Source organism: Marinoscillum pacificum (assembly GCF_024714495.1).
Classification (GTDB): Bacteria; Bacteroidota; Bacteroidia; order Cytophagales; family Cyclobacteriaceae; genus Marinoscillum; species Marinoscillum pacificum.
On record NZ_JAMZMJ010000001.1, the window covers coordinates 1,152,124 to 1,169,213 of the forward strand.

General features: G+C 38.6%; 21 protein-coding genes and 1 pseudogene. 16 read left to right on the forward strand and 6 right to left on the reverse strand.

From position 1 onward, the window contains the following. Nucleotides 1-8: 8 nt before the first annotated feature. Nucleotides 9-506: a thiol peroxidase gene (gene tpx / locus NXS00_RS05040; RefSeq protein ID WP_258098024.1), complete on the reverse strand. Its 498-nt coding sequence runs from the start codon at nt 504-506 to the stop codon at nt 9-11. A gap of 115 nt (nt 507-621) precedes the next feature. Between tpx and NXS00_RS05045 the strand changes: the two genes are divergently transcribed. The 7 genes from NXS00_RS05045 (at nt 622) to NXS00_RS05075 (ending at nt 6,623) form a co-directional block, all read left to right on the forward strand. Further along, entirely contained in the window at nt 622-1,212 is a 591-nt protein-coding gene (locus NXS00_RS05045; RefSeq protein WP_258098026.1) for a TetR/AcrR family transcriptional regulator, read from the forward strand. Continuing rightward, nucleotides 1,212-2,462 (forward strand): MFS transporter, encoded by a 1,251-nt coding sequence (locus NXS00_RS05050; protein ID WP_258098027.1) that lies wholly within the window; start codon nt 1,212-1,214, stop codon nt 2,460-2,462. Before NXS00_RS05045 ends, NXS00_RS05050 begins: the two co-directional genes overlap by 1 nt. A 42-nt stretch (nt 2,463-2,504) precedes the next feature. Further along, complete coding sequence (gene dinB / locus NXS00_RS05055; protein WP_308708708.1) at nt 2,505-3,563, forward strand: DNA polymerase IV; 1,059 nt, start codon at nt 2,505-2,507, stop codon at nt 3,561-3,563. A gap of 30 nt (nt 3,564-3,593) precedes the next feature. Next, nucleotides 3,594-4,184, forward strand: a complete 591-nt coding sequence (locus tag NXS00_RS05060; protein WP_258098028.1) for a TetR/AcrR family transcriptional regulator — start codon at nt 3,594-3,596, stop codon at nt 4,182-4,184. 35 nt (nt 4,185-4,219) lie between these two features. After that, on the forward strand, nt 4,220-5,146 hold the full coding sequence (locus NXS00_RS05065; protein ID WP_258098029.1) for an alpha/beta hydrolase: 927 nt from the start codon (nt 4,220-4,222) through the stop codon (nt 5,144-5,146). Nucleotides 5,147-5,194: 48 nt separating this feature from the next. After that, complete coding sequence (locus NXS00_RS05070; RefSeq protein WP_258098030.1) at nt 5,195-5,638, forward strand: hypothetical protein; 444 nt, start codon at nt 5,195-5,197, stop codon at nt 5,636-5,638. A gap of 166 nt (nt 5,639-5,804) precedes the next feature. Then, complete coding sequence (locus NXS00_RS05075; protein ID WP_258098031.1) at nt 5,805-6,623, forward strand: DUF2490 domain-containing protein; 819 nt, start codon at nt 5,805-5,807, stop codon at nt 6,621-6,623. A gap of 55 nt (nt 6,624-6,678) precedes the next feature. Here NXS00_RS05075 and NXS00_RS05080 read toward each other — a convergent pair whose 3' ends face one another. Further along, entirely contained in the window at nt 6,679-6,873 is a 195-nt protein-coding gene (locus NXS00_RS05080) for a hypothetical protein (RefSeq protein WP_258098032.1), read from the reverse strand. Nucleotides 6,874-7,001: 128 nt separating this feature from the next. On the opposite strand from NXS00_RS05080, the gene NXS00_RS05085 reads away from it, so the two are divergent. Together NXS00_RS05085 and NXS00_RS05090 are read left to right on the forward strand one after the other, a co-directional pair. Beyond that, a complete protein-coding gene (locus NXS00_RS05085) occupies nt 7,002-7,160 on the forward strand; it encodes a YqaE/Pmp3 family membrane protein (RefSeq protein WP_258098033.1) in 159 nt (52 codons plus the stop codon). 3 nt (nt 7,161-7,163) lie between these two features. Continuing rightward, nucleotides 7,164-7,943: a DUF1206 domain-containing protein gene (locus NXS00_RS05090; protein WP_258098034.1), complete on the forward strand. Its 780-nt coding sequence runs from the start codon at nt 7,164-7,166 to the stop codon at nt 7,941-7,943. 63 nt (nt 7,944-8,006) lie between these two features. Here the strand turns inward: NXS00_RS05090 and NXS00_RS05095 are convergent, their stop codons facing one another. Then, the gene (locus tag NXS00_RS05095; RefSeq protein WP_258098035.1) at nt 8,007-10,106 is read right to left on the reverse strand and encodes an OmpA family protein; all 2,100 of its coding nucleotides are present in this window, start codon (nt 10,104-10,106) and stop codon (nt 8,007-8,009) included. Nucleotides 10,107-10,243: 137 nt separating this feature from the next. Here NXS00_RS05095 and NXS00_RS05100 point away from each other — a divergent pair, with 137 nt between their 5' ends. From NXS00_RS05100 to NXS00_RS05115, 4 genes are read left to right on the forward strand one after another with little or no spacing between them, the layout of a single operon-like run. Then, nucleotides 10,244-10,726, forward strand: coding sequence for a MarR family winged helix-turn-helix transcriptional regulator (locus NXS00_RS05100; protein ID WP_258098036.1), 483 nt, complete (start codon nt 10,244-10,246; stop codon nt 10,724-10,726). Further along, nucleotides 10,723-11,205 carry a GNAT family N-acetyltransferase gene (locus tag NXS00_RS05105; RefSeq protein WP_258098037.1) on the forward strand — a complete coding sequence of 161 codons (483 nt, stop codon included), beginning with the start codon at nt 10,723-10,725 and terminating at the stop codon, nt 11,203-11,205. The genes NXS00_RS05100 and NXS00_RS05105 overlap by 4 nt, the downstream gene beginning before the upstream one ends. Beyond that, complete coding sequence (locus tag NXS00_RS05110; RefSeq protein ID WP_258098038.1) at nt 11,202-11,423, forward strand: YgjV family protein; 222 nt, start codon at nt 11,202-11,204, stop codon at nt 11,421-11,423. Before NXS00_RS05105 ends, NXS00_RS05110 begins: the two co-directional genes overlap by 4 nt. Then, a complete protein-coding gene (locus tag NXS00_RS05115) occupies nt 11,420-12,334 on the forward strand; it encodes an EamA family transporter (protein ID WP_258098039.1) in 915 nt (304 codons plus the stop codon). The genes NXS00_RS05110 and NXS00_RS05115 overlap by 4 nt, the downstream gene beginning before the upstream one ends. Here the strand turns inward: NXS00_RS05115 and NXS00_RS05120 are convergent. Continuing rightward, nucleotides 12,324-14,216, reverse strand: a complete 1,893-nt coding sequence (locus tag NXS00_RS05120; RefSeq protein WP_258098040.1) for an ATP-binding protein — start codon at nt 14,214-14,216, stop codon at nt 12,324-12,326. The two genes, NXS00_RS05115 and NXS00_RS05120, sit on opposite strands and share 11 nt — an antisense overlap. Nucleotides 14,217-14,249: 33 nt before the next feature. Between NXS00_RS05120 and NXS00_RS05125 the strand changes: the two genes are divergently transcribed. From NXS00_RS05125 to NXS00_RS05135, 3 genes are read left to right on the forward strand one after another with little or no spacing between them, the layout of a single operon-like run. Then, a complete protein-coding gene (locus NXS00_RS05125) occupies nt 14,250-14,642 on the forward strand; it encodes a DUF3859 domain-containing protein (RefSeq protein ID WP_258098041.1) in 393 nt (130 codons plus the stop codon). A gap of 1 nt (nt 14,643) precedes the next feature. Beyond that, nucleotides 14,644-15,147, forward strand: a complete 504-nt coding sequence (locus tag NXS00_RS05130) for a GyrI-like domain-containing protein (protein ID WP_258098042.1) — start codon at nt 14,644-14,646, stop codon at nt 15,145-15,147. A 30-nt stretch (nt 15,148-15,177) separates the two neighbouring features. Next, on the forward strand, nt 15,178-15,630 hold the full coding sequence (locus tag NXS00_RS05135) for a VOC family protein (protein WP_258098043.1): 453 nt from the start codon (nt 15,178-15,180) through the stop codon (nt 15,628-15,630). A gap of 104 nt (nt 15,631-15,734) precedes the next feature. On the opposite strand, the gene NXS00_RS26995 is transcribed toward NXS00_RS05135, so the two are convergent. Both NXS00_RS26995 and NXS00_RS27000 read right to left on the reverse strand, forming a co-directional pair. Next, nucleotides 15,735-16,523, reverse strand: a complete 789-nt coding sequence (locus NXS00_RS26995; RefSeq protein WP_506530934.1) for an acetyl-CoA hydrolase/transferase family protein — start codon at nt 16,521-16,523, stop codon at nt 15,735-15,737. Beyond that, a pseudogene (locus NXS00_RS27000) lies at nt 16,497-17,015 on the reverse strand (4-hydroxybutyrate CoA-transferase); the annotation flags it as partial. The gene NXS00_RS26995 and the pseudogene NXS00_RS27000, both read right to left, overlap by 27 nt. Nucleotides 17,016-17,090: the final 75 nt, after the last annotated feature.

Consider the following 17,090-nt stretch of genomic DNA (forward strand, 5'->3'; position numbering starts at 1 on the left):
TTAATTTTTTACAATGCCTTTAGAGCTGAATCATAATCTGGTTCATCCACAATTTCATTGACCAGCTGAGTGTAAGCCACTTTACCTTCTTCATCTATTACGACTACTGATCGAGCGGTTAAGCTTTTCAAAGGGCCGTCAGTCATTTCGATACCATAATCTTTAGCGAAAGCATCGCTTCTGAACGCCGATAACGTTTCTACTTTATCAATACCTTCTGCACCGCAGAATCTTGCCTGAGCGAATGGTAAATCTTTAGAAATGCACAATACCACAGTATTGTCTAATTTGGATGCATCCTCATTAAAATGTCGAACTGATGCAGCACAAGTACCTGTATCGATACTTGGGAAGATATTAAGTACCACCTTTTTGCCTTTGTAATCGGCTAGTGAAACTTCTGATAAATCATTTTTAACCAATGTAAATGCAGGAGCAGCTGCTCCTGAACCTGGCAATTCACCAGATGTGGACACTGGATTGCCTTTTAAAGTTACTTGTCCCATAATAAGTGTTTTGGTCTATTAACTAGACTGATCATTTAAAGTTGAATGAATTTAAGTATTTCTTAACAAATAAAACCTTATAAATGAATGAACGTTCATTTATATTTGTAACGAAATGCGAACTAGAGACGAGAGCAAAGAAAAAGCAATACATGATGAGGCACTCAAACTCATTGTCACGCAAGGCTTTGATGGGCTAAGCATGCACAAGCTTGCTAAAGCTGCTGGCGTATCTCCTGCTACCATCTATATCTACTATAAGGACCGAGAAGATCTCATTAAGCAGATGGCAGCTAAGGAAATTGACAACTTACTAGAAGCATCATTAAAAAACTTCGATCCTCAAATAAGTTTTTCGGAAGGTTTGAAGATTCAATGGAAGAACAGATCCAGGTATTTCATGGAGCATCCATTGCAAATGAAGTTTATGGAACAAATAAGATACTCTCCTTATCATAAAGAACCATCACTGGAGAAGTCCTCATTTGTCAAAATAATGAGTGAGTTCATAAAAAAAGCGATAGCTAATAGAGAGTTGAAACCCCTTCCTCTAGAAGTGTATTGGTCACTTGCTTTCGCACCACTATACAAACTCGTAGAGTTTCATGTCAATAAAAAAGGCATGAATGGAAGAAAATATCAATTGACAGATGAAGACCTTGAGGCTGCATTAAGTTCAGTACTGCAAGGATTAAAACCAGAATAATGAAAAACACCAATAAATTCAGTCAGTACCAAATATTTGTTATTGCGGTGCTGGCGATCCTTCAATTCACCATAGTTTTAGACTTTATGGTGTTGTCACCACTTAGTGCCATCCTTCTAGATGAGCTAAGTCTCACCACTTCCCAATTCGGTTTAGTGGTTTCGGCCTATGCCTTTAGTGCAGGAGCGTCCGGTCTCCTGGCAGCAGGTTTTGCGGACAAGTTTGACCGTAAAAAACTACTTATATTCTTTTACACAGGATTTATCATTGGTACACTCCTTTGCGGAATAGCGCCGAACTATGAATTCCTATTGATGGCCCGCATTGTAACTGGTTTATTCGGAGGAGTTATCGGATCAATTATCTATGCCATCATTACAGATTTGTTTGATTTCTCAGCTCGAGGAAGAGTAATGGGTTTTGTTCAAATGGCATTTGCGACTAGTCAAATTCTCGGAATGCCATTCGGTATTTATTTAGCTAATCACTATGGATGGCATTCACCATTTATCCTGATTGTGATATTGAGTGTCATAGTGATTGTTGCATTAATAGTTTATCTCAAACCAATCAATGAACATCTAGCTTTACAGGTTAAACAAAATGCATTTAAGAAAATGGCTAAAACCATTACGAATAAGACTTACTTGAAAGGTTTCATGGCCACTACTCTATTAGCCACAGGCGGATTTATGTTGATGCCTTTCGGAGCTGCATATAGCGTCAACAATCTTGGAATTAGCCTGGATAATCTTCCACTAGTTTATATGGTAACAGGTGCTTTTTCTATGATGTCTGGCCCGATTGCTGGCAAAATCAGTGACTCAGTAGGCAAATACAAAGTTTTCCTTTTTGGCTGCATACTCGCTATAATTACCATACTTATTTATTGTAATCTGGGAATTACTCCAATTACCTGGGTCATTGTTTTGAGTGTCATTATGTTTATCGGAATTACATCTAGAATGGTAGCCTCACAAGCATTGATGACGGCTGTTCCAGAACCGGCTGACAGAGGCACGTTTATGGGTATTAACTCTTCTGTGATGCAAATAGCCGGTGGTATCGCATCATCAGTAGCTGGACTTATTGTAGTTCAATCTGAAGGTGGCCAATTGGAAAACTATCCATTACTTGGATTTGTAGTTGCAGGATCAATTGTCGTCACTATGATCATGATGTCCATTATCAACAAAATTGTCATGCAAAAGAACGAAACTACGCAACCTCAAATGGCCAATGCTCGATAGATTTACATGCAACTAAGCACGTAATCTATCAGCACCCGTAAAATTATACACATCGATATGGATGCGTTTTATGCATCTGTAGAACAGCGCGACAACCCGGAGCTGAAAGGGAAACCTATAGCTGTTGGAGGAAACAAAGAAAGAGGTGTAGTTGCTGCTGCCAGCTATGAAGCACGACAATATGGTGTGAAGTCAGCGATGCCTTCTGCAATAGCAGCAAGGCGTTGCCCCAACCTCATCTTTGTGAAACCAAGGTTTGAAAGATACCGAGAAGTATCAAAACAAATCCACGAAGTGTTTCATGAATACACAGATCTGGTAGAACCGCTGAGTTTGGATGAAGCATACCTGGATGTAACGACAACAAAAATAGGCAGGCCTTCAGCCACTTTAATAGCGAAAGAAATACGCAAGAAGATCCTGGAACGCACCAACTTAACCGCTTCAGCAGGCATCTCCTATTGTAAATTCCTGGCAAAAACTGCATCAGACGTCAACAAGCCCGATGGCCTTTTTGTGATTCTCCCTGATGAAGCAGATGTATATCTTAGAACGATGCCAATTCATCGTTTTCACGGCATAGGGAAAGCTACCGCAGAGAAGATGAAGCGCGCAGGCATATTTACTGGTGGGGATCTTCGCAAAAAATCACTGGAAGATCTCGCGATCCGATATGGTAAAGCGGGTGCCTACTACTACAATATATGTCGCGGCATAGATAACCGACCAGTTATTCCAGATCGTGAACGAAAATCCATCAGTGCAGAGAGGACATTTGATCACAATATCATGAAGCTGGATGAAATCCATGAAGAAATAAAGCGGATCGCTGAAATCACGTTTGGCCGATATGAGAAAACCGAAGCACGAGGAAAGACAATAACCATAAAAATCAAATATGGTGACTTCAAACAAGTCACCAAAAGCCATTCACTCAACTCTGTAGTGGATGATGTGGCTACTTTAATTAATGAATCACTTCAATTGGCTACCAAAGAAATCATCCGTGACGAAGGAATCAGATTACTTGGAGTAGGTATAAGCAACTTCAAAGAAGATCAACAAACCACTCAAAACGAACAACTTACCATCTCATTTTGATATTTATATACCGATCGGTATATTTGCAATATGAGAAATCCCGAACAGACTAGAAATCTCATTATCTCTAAAGCGATAAGCATCTTTAACAAGAAGGGTTATCGTGCTACATCCTTGTCAGATATTACCAAGGCCACAGGGATGACTAAAGGCGCGATATATGGAAACTTTGACAATAAAGATGCAGTAGCTGTCGCGTCATTTCAATATGCCACAGAGAAAGTGTTGGGTGAGCTAAGAGAACAAATTAAAAATGCTCCAACAGCGCCATTAAAACTTAAAGCAATCCTCTCCTATTACGATCAATATATTGATAATCCACCTATCGAAGGGGGATGTCCTGTAATCAACACCTCGGTAGAAGCAGATGATGAGCATCCCCTACTTCGTATGAAAGTAGTGGCAATGATCACCATGATCAAAGACTCTCTGAAGCAAATTATTCATCGGGGCATTATGGAAGGACAGATACGAAAAGAAGTGGATGTGGACTTATATGCAAACATGTTTTACTCCACAATCAAAGGTGCAATTCTGATTTCCAGAGTTGAAGGCAATAGCAGAACATTTGATTCTATAAGTCTGGGCTTATCTAATCAAATAGATGCGATAACCATTTAAAAAAATTTTAATCAACAATATACCAATCGGTATTTATGAGCAAAAAAATTACCACAATTGACGCAGGAATTCAGGATACCAGCCGACCTTCTGAACGTCCTCCTAAATCTAACTGGAGAACAAAAATGATCCAGAAAGGACTAGCAACACTTCAACACATCTCTCCTACCAAAACAGCTGAAGTGGTCTGGCATTATTTTACCAAACCAGGAGCAGTTCGGTTCAAAGAATCACATTTAGAACTTCTTGAACAGGCTGAAACTTTTACCAACTCCTATAATGGTTACGCCATCCAAGGCTATCGATGGGGAACAACTGGACCAAAAATACTTTTGGCTCATGGATGGAGATCTAAGATCTCTGATTTCAGACGAATGATCTATGCATTGGTAGATGCAGGATACGTGGTAGAAGGCTTAGATATGAAAGCCCATGGACGATCAGAAGGGAAACACACTGCCCTTCCAGAAATGCGTGATGTCATCAAAGATCATTACGTGAAAGAAGGTCCGTATCATGCAGTAATTGGCTATTCCATTGGTGGCTTAGCAGCGAGCATGGTACTATCTGAAGTTGCTCCAGCTTTGCAACCTAAACACCTGTTCATTATTTCGTCGCCACCATATGTTCGATACTTCTTTAAGGACATTATTGATGATCTAGGTTTTAATCACAATGTTTATGAAGAAATGTCAAAACTCGTCAAAGTGAATTATCATGAAGACATTGACTACTTTGATTTAAGAGATAAGCAAGAACAACTCAAGGGCATTGATATGACGCTGATCTATGATGAGATTGACAAAACTGTTCCATTTGAACGCGGCGAAGAACTATACAATCACTATCCGGAAGCACATTTCGTCCAAACAAAAGGATTAGGACATTACAAAATCATTGCATTTGATGGAGTCTTCAACATTATCCTAAAACAAATGGGGAAAGAATTAGTAACATCATAGCATCACTTGAATTGGCGGTGCTATCTTTGAAAAAAATACTATTAAAAGATGCTACTATTAGACATAGACATGTACACCTTGTTTTTGCACTTACATTCAGTGATCAGGTGGATTGTGTTGATTTTAGCCCTGGTGCTAATCATTAAATCTGTCATCAAAGGAAACTATGGCAAATTGGACAACATTCTATCTGCTTCCTTTGTAGGCATGATGGACCTAATGTTCTTACTTGGTTTAATCTTGTATGTATTTCTAAGCCCTATAACGAAAACAGCTTTTAGTGATTTTGGAGCAGCAATGAGCAATTCAGCGATTCGCTTTTGGGCTGTAGAGCACATTTTCGTGATGATCGTGGCAATAGCAGTGGCACATATTGGTAGATCCAAATCTAAAAAAGCTACTGATAGCAATAAGAAATTCAAGTTCCAATTAATCTTTTATGGCATCTCACTAGCAGCGATGCTTGTGGGCATTCCATGGGACCGCTTATAAGATATTTTAGCCAAAACACATGAAAGCCGGATTTTTTCCGGCTTTTTTATTTTTTACAGATTCTCTCCAGAATGCCACGCCATATTTGCTCCATACTTTTAAAATATACAAGTGACTATTGGTAGAATATACTGCACTTAACTTCTAATAGATTTTCATTCTATTGATGCAACAAATTCAAGCCGTTGGAGTATCAATGCAGTGGATTGAAACACACCTTATCACTTTATACTATTTTAAAATACCGAACATTATGTTCACCAAAACGAAACTATCTATTGTGTTAATTGGATTGGGTTTATTAGGCACATATCAGCAAACTTTTGGACAGGAGGTTCATGGTAAAGCCAATGTTTGGTACCTCCTCTTAATAAATCACAAACTGAATGATCAATGGAATCTTGGATCCGAGATTCACATGCGATATGATGATTGGATGAACTCCGAAGCACAGTTTTTATTTAGACCATATATTGACTTTAATACCAAGTCAAACCCAAATGTGGTTTATACATTTGGATACACTTACGTCAAAACTTACCCATACGGAGATTATCCTTTACCTATAGGCAAACCAGAAAATAACGTTTGGGAGCAAATTACTCTCAAACATCAGGTAAATCAATTAAAAATTCAGCATAGATACCGGTTAGAACAAAGGTGGCAACGGGATATCAGTTACAATGATGCTCAAAACCAATATGAGTTAGATGGCACATCCTTTAGTGGCAGGTTCAGATATAGATTGACAATGACTCAACTATTATCTGATACCTATTTCGTAAACGTTTTTGACGAACTCTGGATTAGAGGCAGCAATCAATCTTTACAATATGATCGCAACTGGTTATATGTTGGTCTAGGAGCCAACTTGTCAAGCAATTATTCGATACAGCTAGCATACTTACATCAATATGCCCAAAACAACCCTGAGAGGTATGAAAGGCATCATGGTGTTCAGGTTACAGGATCCGTTAAAATATAAGTTTTCGAATCATTAGGTTAGGTCAGTAGAGGTCAGCCCAAGGGGCTGGCCTTTCTTATTTCTTCTTGAATAACTTAGAATTTTTAAGACCCAAGCCGATTAAAACTACTCCTAAGGCAGTCATTCCATACAATATCATTTTTTGCTGACCTGACGGTTGCGTTTGAACTACACTATCAGTCGCTTCTTGAGCCATAGATAGAAACATTGCTAATACTGCAACAAATGATAATCCAATTTTCTTCATCATCTAACAAATATAACCTTCCAATGCAGTAGGAAAAATGGATTTGTCAAATTGCCCGACTGAACAATCACCTTTCATTCCTGTTTTATTAAATATAACTCTCTATTTGAAAACTTAAACACTTACTAACAATGGGAATCATTGAAATCCTTTTAGCTCTTTTTCTTCCACCGATAGCTGTCCTATTAAAATTTGGCCTAAGCGGAAAGTTTTGGCTTAACCTGTTATTGACCATTCTTGGCATGCTACCAGGCATCATTCATGCGTTTTACGTTTTATCAAAAAAATAAGCCATGAGCACCAATAAAGAACGATTTGCCAGGTTTGGCATTGGAACGAAAGGCTTTGTCTACATCCTTATTGGAGGATTAACTGCAGCTGCAGCTTTTGGTCGTGGCCAAAAAACAGATAGTTCAGGAGCACTTGAATTTCTATCTAATCAGCCACTTGGACTTGTATTAATCGGAATCACTGTTTTAGGACTTTGTGGACTTGTCTTCTGGCGATTTTATCAAGCATTTAAAGATCCTGAAGACAAAGGAAATGACTTTAAAGGAATCGCAAATAGAATAGGTTACTTCTCTAGCGGCTTCTTCTATTGCTTTTTGATAGTAAGTGGAGTAGAAATATTACTGAACTCCAATTCTGGATCTGGCAACTCTAAAGAAACACTCGTTGCGAAACTACTAGACGAAACTTATGGTCAAATCATGGTCATTGCCGTCTCACTCATATTTTTAGGCAAAGCCATATATCAATTCTGGAGAGCTTTTTCCGGGAAATTCAAAGACAAAGTAAAAGCTACCGGACATAAAATAGCCACCAGAAAATTCATCCTATATACAGGAAGAATAGGCTATACAGCTAGAGGTATAGTTATTTCAATAATTGCCTATTTAACTTTCTCAGCTGCCTTGCATTATGACTCTAACAAAGCTGGGGGAACCGAAGAAGCCTTCCATTTTGTGCAGAATGAATTCGGAACTATCATACTATTTCTGATAGCAACTGGATTACTTTCCTATGGGATTTTTATGCTTATCAAAGCCAGATACAGAAAAATGGTTATTTAGAAAAAAGAGGTAGTCATAAAAGTTAGCAAGAACATTTTAAGACTACCTCACTTTATATTTTACTTACATAGAGATAATGGTAAACTCAACACGACGATTTTTTTGACGACCTTCTTCTGTATCATTTGCGGCAACTGGCTTTGCCTCTCCCATTCCTTTAGCTACCAACCGGTCTCCAGCAACTCCTTTAGAAGCCAAATAATCCAATACAGATTTTGCTCTATTTTGAGACAAAGCTTGATTTGCGGCATCAGAACCTACGTTATCAGTGTGTCCAGAAATTTCAATGGTCATTTTTGGATATTTGTCGAGCAAGTCAACTAATCGATTCAAATCGGCAAAAGACGCTTCTCTTAATGTTGCTTTACCAAAATCAAAGAAAATGTTTTTGATCAAAACAGTTTGTCCTACCTCTATTGGTGCTAGATAGAGATTTCTTTCTATTTCACCATATTCACTTGTTTCAGGTATTGTCAAGTTATCACTGACTGTAATGAAATTCTCTTTGCTTGCTAAGAAACTATAAGACTTACCTGAAGTCAACACCAATTTGTAAGAGCCATCTGAACCCAGAGAAGTAGCTCTTCCAATTTCTTTATCTGTTTCCAAATCACTGTAGCGAATTTCCGCACTTAGTGGCTCTCCTGTCTTTTGATTGATTACTTTACCATAGACAAGTGTTACTGCTTTTGGCTTTGCCGCTTCAGGGAGTTTGATTCTATAGATGTCAAGGTCACCCTCATATGGTGAATTAGAAACCACATAAGCGTAAGCACCAGAAGCAGGAATCGTATAGTAAGCATCCCAGCCTGGTGAATTTATCTGTGGCCCAAGATTCAACGGCTCAGACCAGTTTAACCAGGTATCATCTAATCTTCTAGTCATAAAAATATCATTACTTCCAAACCCCTTATGACCAGCAGTAGAAAAATACATGGTAATATCATCGGCTGCCAAAAATGGTGAATCCTCATCTTCTGATGTATTAATTACATCTCCAATGTTCTTTGGTTCAGACCAGGTACTATCTCCTTCGAGAAAGCTGACATAGACATCCTTTCCTCCTCGAGTGTCATTTCTCTCAACAGATGAGATTAAGACTTTACGTGAACTAGACAGACAGCTTTCTGTGTACTTATTGTCATTGTAGTAATTCTGCACAACGACTTCCTTAGGGACTTCCCATCCAGTATCTGTCTTACGGGTATAAGAAAAACCACTTCCTTTTATGGAACCATCCGCTTCATAGGTATTACCAACCATCAACGCGTTGTTATCTGGAGTCACACTAATCACAAAATTATGACCACCATTATTAACTGGCTTAGGAAGTTGAATTGCTTTTTGCCATTTCCCATTTTGAAATTGGGAATACCATATATCAGAATATTCTCGATTCTCGAGATTGGCAGGATGATCATTTCTAGCAAAATACAAGGTTAGTCCGTCAGCAGAAATAACTGGAGACTTCTCAGTATATGGTGAATTAACCAAAGATGATAAAGGCTCACGAACCAGACTCATTGTATCAATTCCTGGCACCATTTTGATATCCTCATAATCTTGCTTTACTTCAAGGAAATCAAACTCAACTCTCATCTCATCATTAAGAACAAAACCGATTCGATTGCCATAAATTTCTATCTCCTTTGAGGTCAATGTATGAACAACATTATTATTAATAGAGAAATAAAGCTTATCCCCTTTTCGCTCAACCTTCAATGAGTTGATCTCATCCATTCCACTGACTTTATCAGTTTTTGTCCAATCTGTAGTAGGTGTATACTTACCATTTTCATAGCCAGAAATTCTATAGTATCCATTGGACGTGACCATGAAATAATGTGAGTTATCAACATCTTTCGCGGCGAAAACCAAACCATAACCATTGTTTTCGACTCCACTGGTTTGTGTAGCCTCTACTTCTATGCTATAATCCTTGTCATATTCTGTGTAAATAGACTTATAAAAGAACCAGGACCCACTCTCAGTCTTTTTAGAAATGACATAGTTACCTCCTTGAATATAAGATGAGTACTCCTCTTTTGCAGCGATGGTCCAATCATTGCGGTTGTCCCTAAAATCATCTCTGAATAAGACTTTCTGACCCTGAGTGACTGAGACGGTGATAATAAAAAACGTAAATAGTAAAGTATACTTCATATGCGTTGGGTTTATGTGCTAAAATTAGAATGTTGAAAAACATCTCACCATACCGTAAGGACGGTATATTATTTTTTTCATCCAATATTATGTAGTTAACTACATATTTTCCTATATTTATGTAGTCAACTACATAAATGATGAAAGATTTTGCACAAGAACTTGGTTGTCTGGGATTTACAATGCGACTTAAGCGCATAGCAGACGCCTTGATGCACGATGGCAAGAAGATGTACAAACAATTAGGATTAGATATAGAACCTAACTGGTATGTCGTATTCAGATTGCTTAAGCAACAAAACGAACTTTCTGTAACGGAGATTTCTGATCGAATTGGATTGGCTCACCCCTCAGTGATCACTTTAACTAATAAAATGGTGAAGGCAGGCTATCTAATCTCGAATCAATGCGATCAAGACAGTCGAAAAAGGCTCCTCACACTCTCAGATAAGGCTCAAGAAATGATGCCGGAATTTGAAAGAGTATGGGCTGCAGGCGAGGCTGGTGTTATTGAGGCTGTTCGCGGTACTGAAATTATGAAAGCACTTAGCTTAATAGAAGAGCGTTTTGGCGAAAAAGGATTTAGAGAAAGAACAATTGAAAAACTGAATAACCAATGAATACTACCAACCAAGATTTAAACGTCACCATTCTGGACTATCACTCAGATTATGTCAAAGATTTTGCAAGGCTGAATTATGAATGGTTAAATCAATACTTCGCAATCGAGGAGCATGATCGTGAAATGCTGGATGATCCCGAAGGCTATATTATCAATAAAGGAGGCCAGATATTCTTCGCTAAATTCAACGATGAAATAGTTGGGACGGCAGCTCTTATAGTAGAAACACCGGACTCTTATGAATTGGCAAAAATGGGTGTATCCACAAAATACAGAGGATTGAAAATCGGCAAGAAACTGATTTTACATGCGATAGAATTTGCTCGTAAAGATGGAAAAAGACAGGTGGTACTAGAATCCAACACCAAGCTTGAACCGGCCATAAACCTATATTATCAAACGGGATTCAAAAAAATCCCAATGACCGGATGCTCACCATATGCTCGCTGCAATATCCGAATGGAACTTGATTTATGATCATCGAGATAACAGGCTACGTAGCTATCGCTTTCAGTTTGCTGGCTATGGCGCAAAAGGATATGATTAAGCTGAGAGTATTTCATTTGCTCTCAGCCATTCTGTACATCGTTTATGGACTGCACCTGGCAGCGTATCCTATTGTACTTGGTGCAATCACTTTTTTAATCATACATATCTGGCATTTATATAAATTGACTTTTTCAAATAACGGATGAACAGACAAACCATACTCATCATACTCGCTTTTGGCGCTATATATTTCATATGGGGCACTACCTATCTGGCCATAGTGATAGGTTTGGAGACCATCCCTCCTTTTGCCATGGCCGCCCTGCGTTTCATAACGGCTAGTATTCTATTACTTGGATATAGCTTTATACAGAAAGAGGCGTTTCCTTCATTTAAGGCTTTAGTTAAGAATGCTGTGATAGGTATCACTGTTTTAGCCGGAGGTCAGGGATTGCTCATTTGGAGTGAACAACATATTGCTTCTGGATATGCAAGCGTTTTGGTAGCTACGTTACCTGTCTGGTTTGTTATACTTGACAGAGCAAACTGGTCATTCTATTTCAGAAATGCTTACATTTTAACTGGCATCGCCTTGGGGTTAATCGGTATTGGCATTTTGTTCGGAGAAAAAATAATGCAATCATCAACCAACGACACTTCCATGCAAATCATCGCCTCTACCCTGGTCATAATTGGAGCTATTTGTTGGGTTGCCGGAACGCTCTATAATCGGTCTCACCCCGCAAAAGGAAGTATGCATAGAAATCTTGGATTACAATTATTCTTTGGATTTGTAAGTTGTAGCATCATCTCATTAGTATCTGGAGAACCCATTGAAAGCCTTTTTGAAAATGCATCATCGGATTCACTGTATGCAACACTCTATCTTGCTATAGCCGGATCAATTATTGCTTATATCGCTTACACATGGCTTTTAAACATCTTACCGTCAGCGATAGTGGGAACTTATGCCTATGTTAACCCGTTGGTTGCTGTCTTTTTAGGTTGGTTATTGGCCAATGAGGAAATTACCCAGCAACAGACCATAGGAATGGTAATCGTATTAATCAGTGCCGTTTTGATCAATTTGAACAGAAATAGAACAATTAAGACTTAGGAATAGTCACAAAAAAGCAGGATCCTCGATTAGGCTCCGACTCCAACTTCAAGTTACCCTTCAATTGTTCAACATATTTCTTCACAATTGACAACCCAAGGCCAGTTGAAGATTCGCCTGCTGTTGGTTTAGCGCTTAACTTTTGATACCTGGCAAACATCATTTGTTTATCTGATTCCGTAAATCCCGGACCTTGATCTTGTATTTGGAAGACCACTTCCTCCTCTTTACATTCCGCTGAAATGACAATTTTTGAATTGACTGGCGAGAATTTGACAGCATTGGACATCAAGTTTTCCAATACTTGCAACAATAACAAGTGGTCTGTGGAGATGATGTATTGATGACTGCAAGGATTAAGCTCTATTTCAATATTCTTTTTGTTAGAAACAAGCCCGTAACGTTTGACTATATCCTCAAGCAATTGACTTACATAAACTGGCTCATGAAGTATTTCGTGCTTATCTAGAGAGTTCTCATCCAGCATTTTGGTAATCATCTGGTTTAAGCGATAGGCACTTTTACCAATCTGACCAACCATCTCCATATGATCATCATCCACATTCTCGAGTTGAGATTTTAACGCCCCAGCTAATCCTATAATTTGCCCCAAAGGCGAACGCATATCATGCGCCAAAATGCTTACCAAATTATTCTTTTCCTCATTGATGGAAATGAGCTGATTATTTCTATTTGTTAATTGCTCATTTTTAATAGCAATGGCTTTCTGCTGTTTCTCAATTTGTCTTTTCTGATAACTTAATTCCCTTTTGGACTTACGGTTTTTTAGGTATAAAACTATTACCACAATAAGAAAGAACAATATGATGATCATTCCTATGATCAGGTATTTTTTAACCGATTGTTCTTGCTCTAATTCTTGGTTGGCATTACGAATAAGCTGGTTTTGAAGTTCTTTTTCCTTGGTGAGAATTGAAGTAGATAAACTCTCCGAATTATAAATTTCATCAATTGCTCGATACAATTCCTCTCCTAAATACTTGGAGATACTTTCCTCCACTCGAGGCCCATATTTCAGATCTTTCAAAAACTCATTAAATGGAACATCCCAGTCGCTATGCAGAGGCATGATGATTCCATATCCATCTCCTCTGATAGTAAAAAAGTTCTGCCTGGTTAAACTTCCTCCATTCTGAATTAGCTTCAAGTAGATAGGCAAGTCTATAAACCCAAATCTATTATCAGCTTTTGCGATGGCTTCCAAAATATTATCACCACTTGGTATGTATTCCATCTTGAAAGTAGCTCCAAGTTGATTTTTCAAATCGAATAACATGTGCTCATACGTGGTGCTCTTAATGGTGACAGCCACCTTATCGATCATAAAATCCTCTATATCCTCCAATGTGCTGACTATGGGTGTTCCTTCACTGGAAACAAGCACGGTAATGTCTGGTAAATAGGGTTTTGTAAATTTCATTTCCCGTGCTCTCTCTTCGGTTATGGAGAATGCTGAAATACCAAAGACGTTAGGTTGATTTGAAGTTTTAACCCGATTCATGATGCCTGGAAAATTGACATCTTCAATCCAATTTATTGTTAACTGAACTTGGTACCTTTCCTTCAGAAATTCTTGAAATTCAAGCATCATGTCAGCTTCGATTCCCTTCATTTCGCCATTAACTTCTTCAATGAAAGGCCTTGAGGTATACCATGCAAGATCAAGACTCGCGGCATGAGTCTTTTGTGCTTCTTCCCAGGATTGAGCGCCCACGGCAGAAAACAGCATAGTTAATGGTAGAAATAAGGCTAGGCGGACCATGTGGTTAAAATGCTCAATAATTACAAAACAAGCAACAGGATTGGAGTGAATGGGGATAAACTGATAATGAATATTCCCTGAGCCATCTGGTTTTATCACATTTTCAATTTGGGAAGATTAATTTTGTGCCGGATGAAGAAGAAAAACAACCGACCTATAGAAATAGACCTAATCAATTATGGCCTATACAGTGAATGGGATGGCGAGAACAGCAACCTGCCTAAATTCATTGAATTGACCGACAAAGTAGAAGCCAAAATTGGAGTGGAGTTTGGAATGATCGTAGAAATACGCAAAGCAAGAGGAAGGTATTTAGACTTTGAGATTGATCACCCTCCTTTTCCAGACGAATCCGGAGAAATTGCTCCACCGTTCACTGGTACATTCAGAGTCAAACACAACCCTTTTAAGTTCTTCTTAGGAGACACTGTTTGGCATCCAATTGAAGATAAGCGTGGTTATTGGAAACTTTCTATATTTTTGGATGGTGACCTTCTGATTACCAAAACAATAGACTTGTATTAAGATGCTAATCGATCCAAAAATCATCAAACTTGAGGCTAAAACCATGATTGGCATGTCTATTACAACAAGCCAATCTCAAGTTGAACACTCTCAGGTATTATGGAGCTCTTTCATGCCTCGTAAAAAGGAAATAGTTGATCTTTTGGATCACAATCTTTATTCCATTCAAATTTACCCTAGTGGTATTGATTTTGGTAAATTCAACCCCCAGACGCCCTTTCAAAAATGGACTGCTGTAGAAGTAAAAAGTTCTAATACTGTTCCGAAAGGAATGAAATCATTAAATATCCCCAAAGGAGAATATGCCATATTCATCCACCATGGTCCAGCAAGAAGCTTTCCTAAAACAGCTCAGTACATTTTTGGGATGTGGCTTCCTAACTCCATTTATGAATTTGACAACAGACCACAGTTTGAAGTAATGGCACCTGATTACCTTGGTCCTGAACATGAAGATGCACAGGAAGAGGTCTGGATTCCAATTAAAAGAAAAGCAAATTATTAACACCCCCAACTTTCACATAAACACCTTAAAATGAGACACTTTCTATTCACTTGCATTCTTGCAATAAGCATACAATTATCAGCACAAAACTTTAAGCCAGTAGTTAAAACAGATCACTTTGCAGTAGTGGTAACCGATCTTTCGGCAAGTGCACAATTTTACTCCGAAATTCTTGGCTTAGGAGAGATCACCAACCAAACCAAAAAATCAAATATCCGATGGTTTGCTTTCGCCGATGGTGTGGAATTACACTTAATCCAAACCAGTAAAGAAGGCATAGAAACCAAGAAAGACTTTCATTTGGCCGTTGCGGTGAATAGTTTACCTGATTTCATCAAAATGCTAGAAGAGAAAAAGGTTCCTTTCGAAAGCTGGCAAGGAGAATCTGGCAAGTCTAATTCTCGTCCAGATGGAGTTAATCAAGTGTATATTCAGGATCCTGATGGCTACTGGATAGAAGTCAACGACGCCAATAGGTTTTAAAGTAAAATGCGGGCTAATACACCTTTAGTGTATCTCAAAGGTTTTATTGATCATCCTTAACTTGCTTCAGAATCTCAATTAAAACTTTTGAGCTATTTAATATTTTAAAACTGTTTGAAACGATCAAACGCATCACGTTCAAGTTGCTCTCTATGACCAGGGTGGGCAATATTGATTAATGCATGAGCTCTTTCTCTAAGATTCTTGCCATACAAGTCAGCCACACCATATTCTGTAACGATATAATGTACGTGTGCCCTTGTAGTTACGACTCCCGCTCCTGGCTTCAGTATTGAACTTATTTTAGACTCACCCTTCTTCGTCGTGGATGTTAAAGCAATGATTGGTTTACCTCCAGGTGAAAGTGATGCTCCTCGAATAAAGTCCATTTGCCCTCCTACGCCTGAATACATTTTAGTGCCAATGGAGTCAGCATTGACCTGCCCAGTAATGTCCACTTCAATAGCACTGTTGATGCTTATCATTTTTGGAAGCTTTCTAATGACTGCTGTATCATTCACATACTGAATATCCAATATTCGCACCATGGGATTGTCATCCACAAAGTCATACAACTTCCTGGTTCCTAATAAGAAACCAGAAACAATCACATCTTTATGCCTTGTTTTATACTTATTGGTCACTACACCTTGTTCAACCAATGGAATTATGCCATCTGACAACATCTCTGTATGAATGCCAAGATCTTTATGATTGCCCAAACAACTCAAAACAGCATCTGGAATGGCTCCTATTCCCAATTGTAGCGTTGATCGATCTTCTATCATTCCAGCAATATGCTGCCCGATTTGCTCTTCCTCAGGAGTTAACGGATGTGGAGTTAATTCGTGAATCTCTTCTTCTAACTCTATATAGTCTGTGAAGCGATTCATATGTATAATCCCATCTCCATGAGTTCGAGGCATTCTAGGGTTGATCTGAGCGATCACAATTTTGGCCACATCCACAGCAGCTTTAGAAGCATCAACTGAAATTCCCATAGAACAGAAACCGTGCTTATCTGGAGGTGATACCATGATAAGCGCTACATCAATTGGCACTACACCATTTCGAAACATGATTGGAATCTCACTTAAGAAACTTGGAATAAAATCCGCATATCCATTGGCTGTAGCAGATCTACAATTCGCTCCTAAAAAGAAGGAATTCACATGAAAAGAATCCTTAAGTGCAGGATCAGTATATGGGGCAGTACCTTCAGTGTGCATGTGATAAATCTCCACTCCTTTGAGTTCATCGGCGCGATCGGTCATCGCTTGAACCAGGGAGTTTGGGGTGGCTCCTGCTGTATGAATGTACACATGATCGCCTGATTTGATGTGTCGTACAGCACTGGTAGGTGTCGTTGCTTTCTTCATGTAACAAAGTTCTTGATTTGAGTATAATGGTAAACCGCGCTCGTCATTTCAATAAATGATTTATGTCAAAACAAACTCAAA

What these genes read in the sequence shown, in the direction of transcription:
- NXS00_RS05110 (WP_258098038.1), top strand. Translation starts at nt 11,202, where the DNA reads ATGATCATCGAGATAACAGGCTACGTAGCTATCGCTTTCAGTTTGCTG.
- NXS00_RS05045 (WP_258098026.1), top strand. Translation starts at nt 622, where the DNA reads ATGCGAACTAGAGACGAGAGCAAAGAAAAAGCAATACATGATGAGGCA.
- NXS00_RS05135 (WP_258098043.1), top strand. Translation starts at nt 15,178, where the DNA reads ATGAGACACTTTCTATTCACTTGCATTCTTGCAATAAGCATACAATTA.
- NXS00_RS05080 (WP_258098032.1), bottom strand. Translation starts at nt 6,873, where the DNA reads ATGATGAAGAAAATTGGATTATCATTTGTTGCAGTATTAGCAATGTTT.
- NXS00_RS05095 (WP_258098035.1), bottom strand. Translation starts at nt 10,106, where the DNA reads ATGAAGTATACTTTACTATTTACGTTTTTTATTATCACCGTCTCAGTC.
- NXS00_RS05130 (WP_258098042.1), top strand. Translation starts at nt 14,644, where the DNA reads ATGCTAATCGATCCAAAAATCATCAAACTTGAGGCTAAAACCATGATT.
- NXS00_RS05060 (WP_258098028.1), top strand. Translation starts at nt 3,594, where the DNA reads ATGAGAAATCCCGAACAGACTAGAAATCTCATTATCTCTAAAGCGATA.
- NXS00_RS05125 (WP_258098041.1), top strand. Translation starts at nt 14,250, where the DNA reads ATGAAGAAGAAAAACAACCGACCTATAGAAATAGACCTAATCAATTAT.
- NXS00_RS05050 (WP_258098027.1), top strand. Translation starts at nt 1,212, where the DNA reads ATGAAAAACACCAATAAATTCAGTCAGTACCAAATATTTGTTATTGCG.
- NXS00_RS05070 (WP_258098030.1), top strand. Translation starts at nt 5,195, where the DNA reads ATGCTACTATTAGACATAGACATGTACACCTTGTTTTTGCACTTACAT.
- NXS00_RS05105 (WP_258098037.1), top strand. Translation starts at nt 10,723, where the DNA reads ATGAATACTACCAACCAAGATTTAAACGTCACCATTCTGGACTATCAC.
- NXS00_RS26995 (WP_506530934.1), bottom strand. Translation starts at nt 16,523, where the DNA reads ATGAATCGCTTCACAGACTATATAGAGTTAGAAGAAGAGATTCACGAA.
- NXS00_RS05115 (WP_258098039.1), top strand. Translation starts at nt 11,420, where the DNA reads ATGAACAGACAAACCATACTCATCATACTCGCTTTTGGCGCTATATAT.
- NXS00_RS05065 (WP_258098029.1), top strand. Translation starts at nt 4,220, where the DNA reads ATGAGCAAAAAAATTACCACAATTGACGCAGGAATTCAGGATACCAGC.
- NXS00_RS05075 (WP_258098031.1), top strand. Translation starts at nt 5,805, where the DNA reads ATGCAACAAATTCAAGCCGTTGGAGTATCAATGCAGTGGATTGAAACA.
- NXS00_RS05085 (WP_258098033.1), top strand. Translation starts at nt 7,002, where the DNA reads ATGGGAATCATTGAAATCCTTTTAGCTCTTTTTCTTCCACCGATAGCT.
- NXS00_RS05090 (WP_258098034.1), top strand. Translation starts at nt 7,164, where the DNA reads ATGAGCACCAATAAAGAACGATTTGCCAGGTTTGGCATTGGAACGAAA.
- tpx (WP_258098024.1), bottom strand. Translation starts at nt 506, where the DNA reads ATGGGACAAGTAACTTTAAAAGGCAATCCAGTGTCCACATCTGGTGAA.
- NXS00_RS05100 (WP_258098036.1), top strand. Translation starts at nt 10,244, where the DNA reads ATGATGAAAGATTTTGCACAAGAACTTGGTTGTCTGGGATTTACAATG.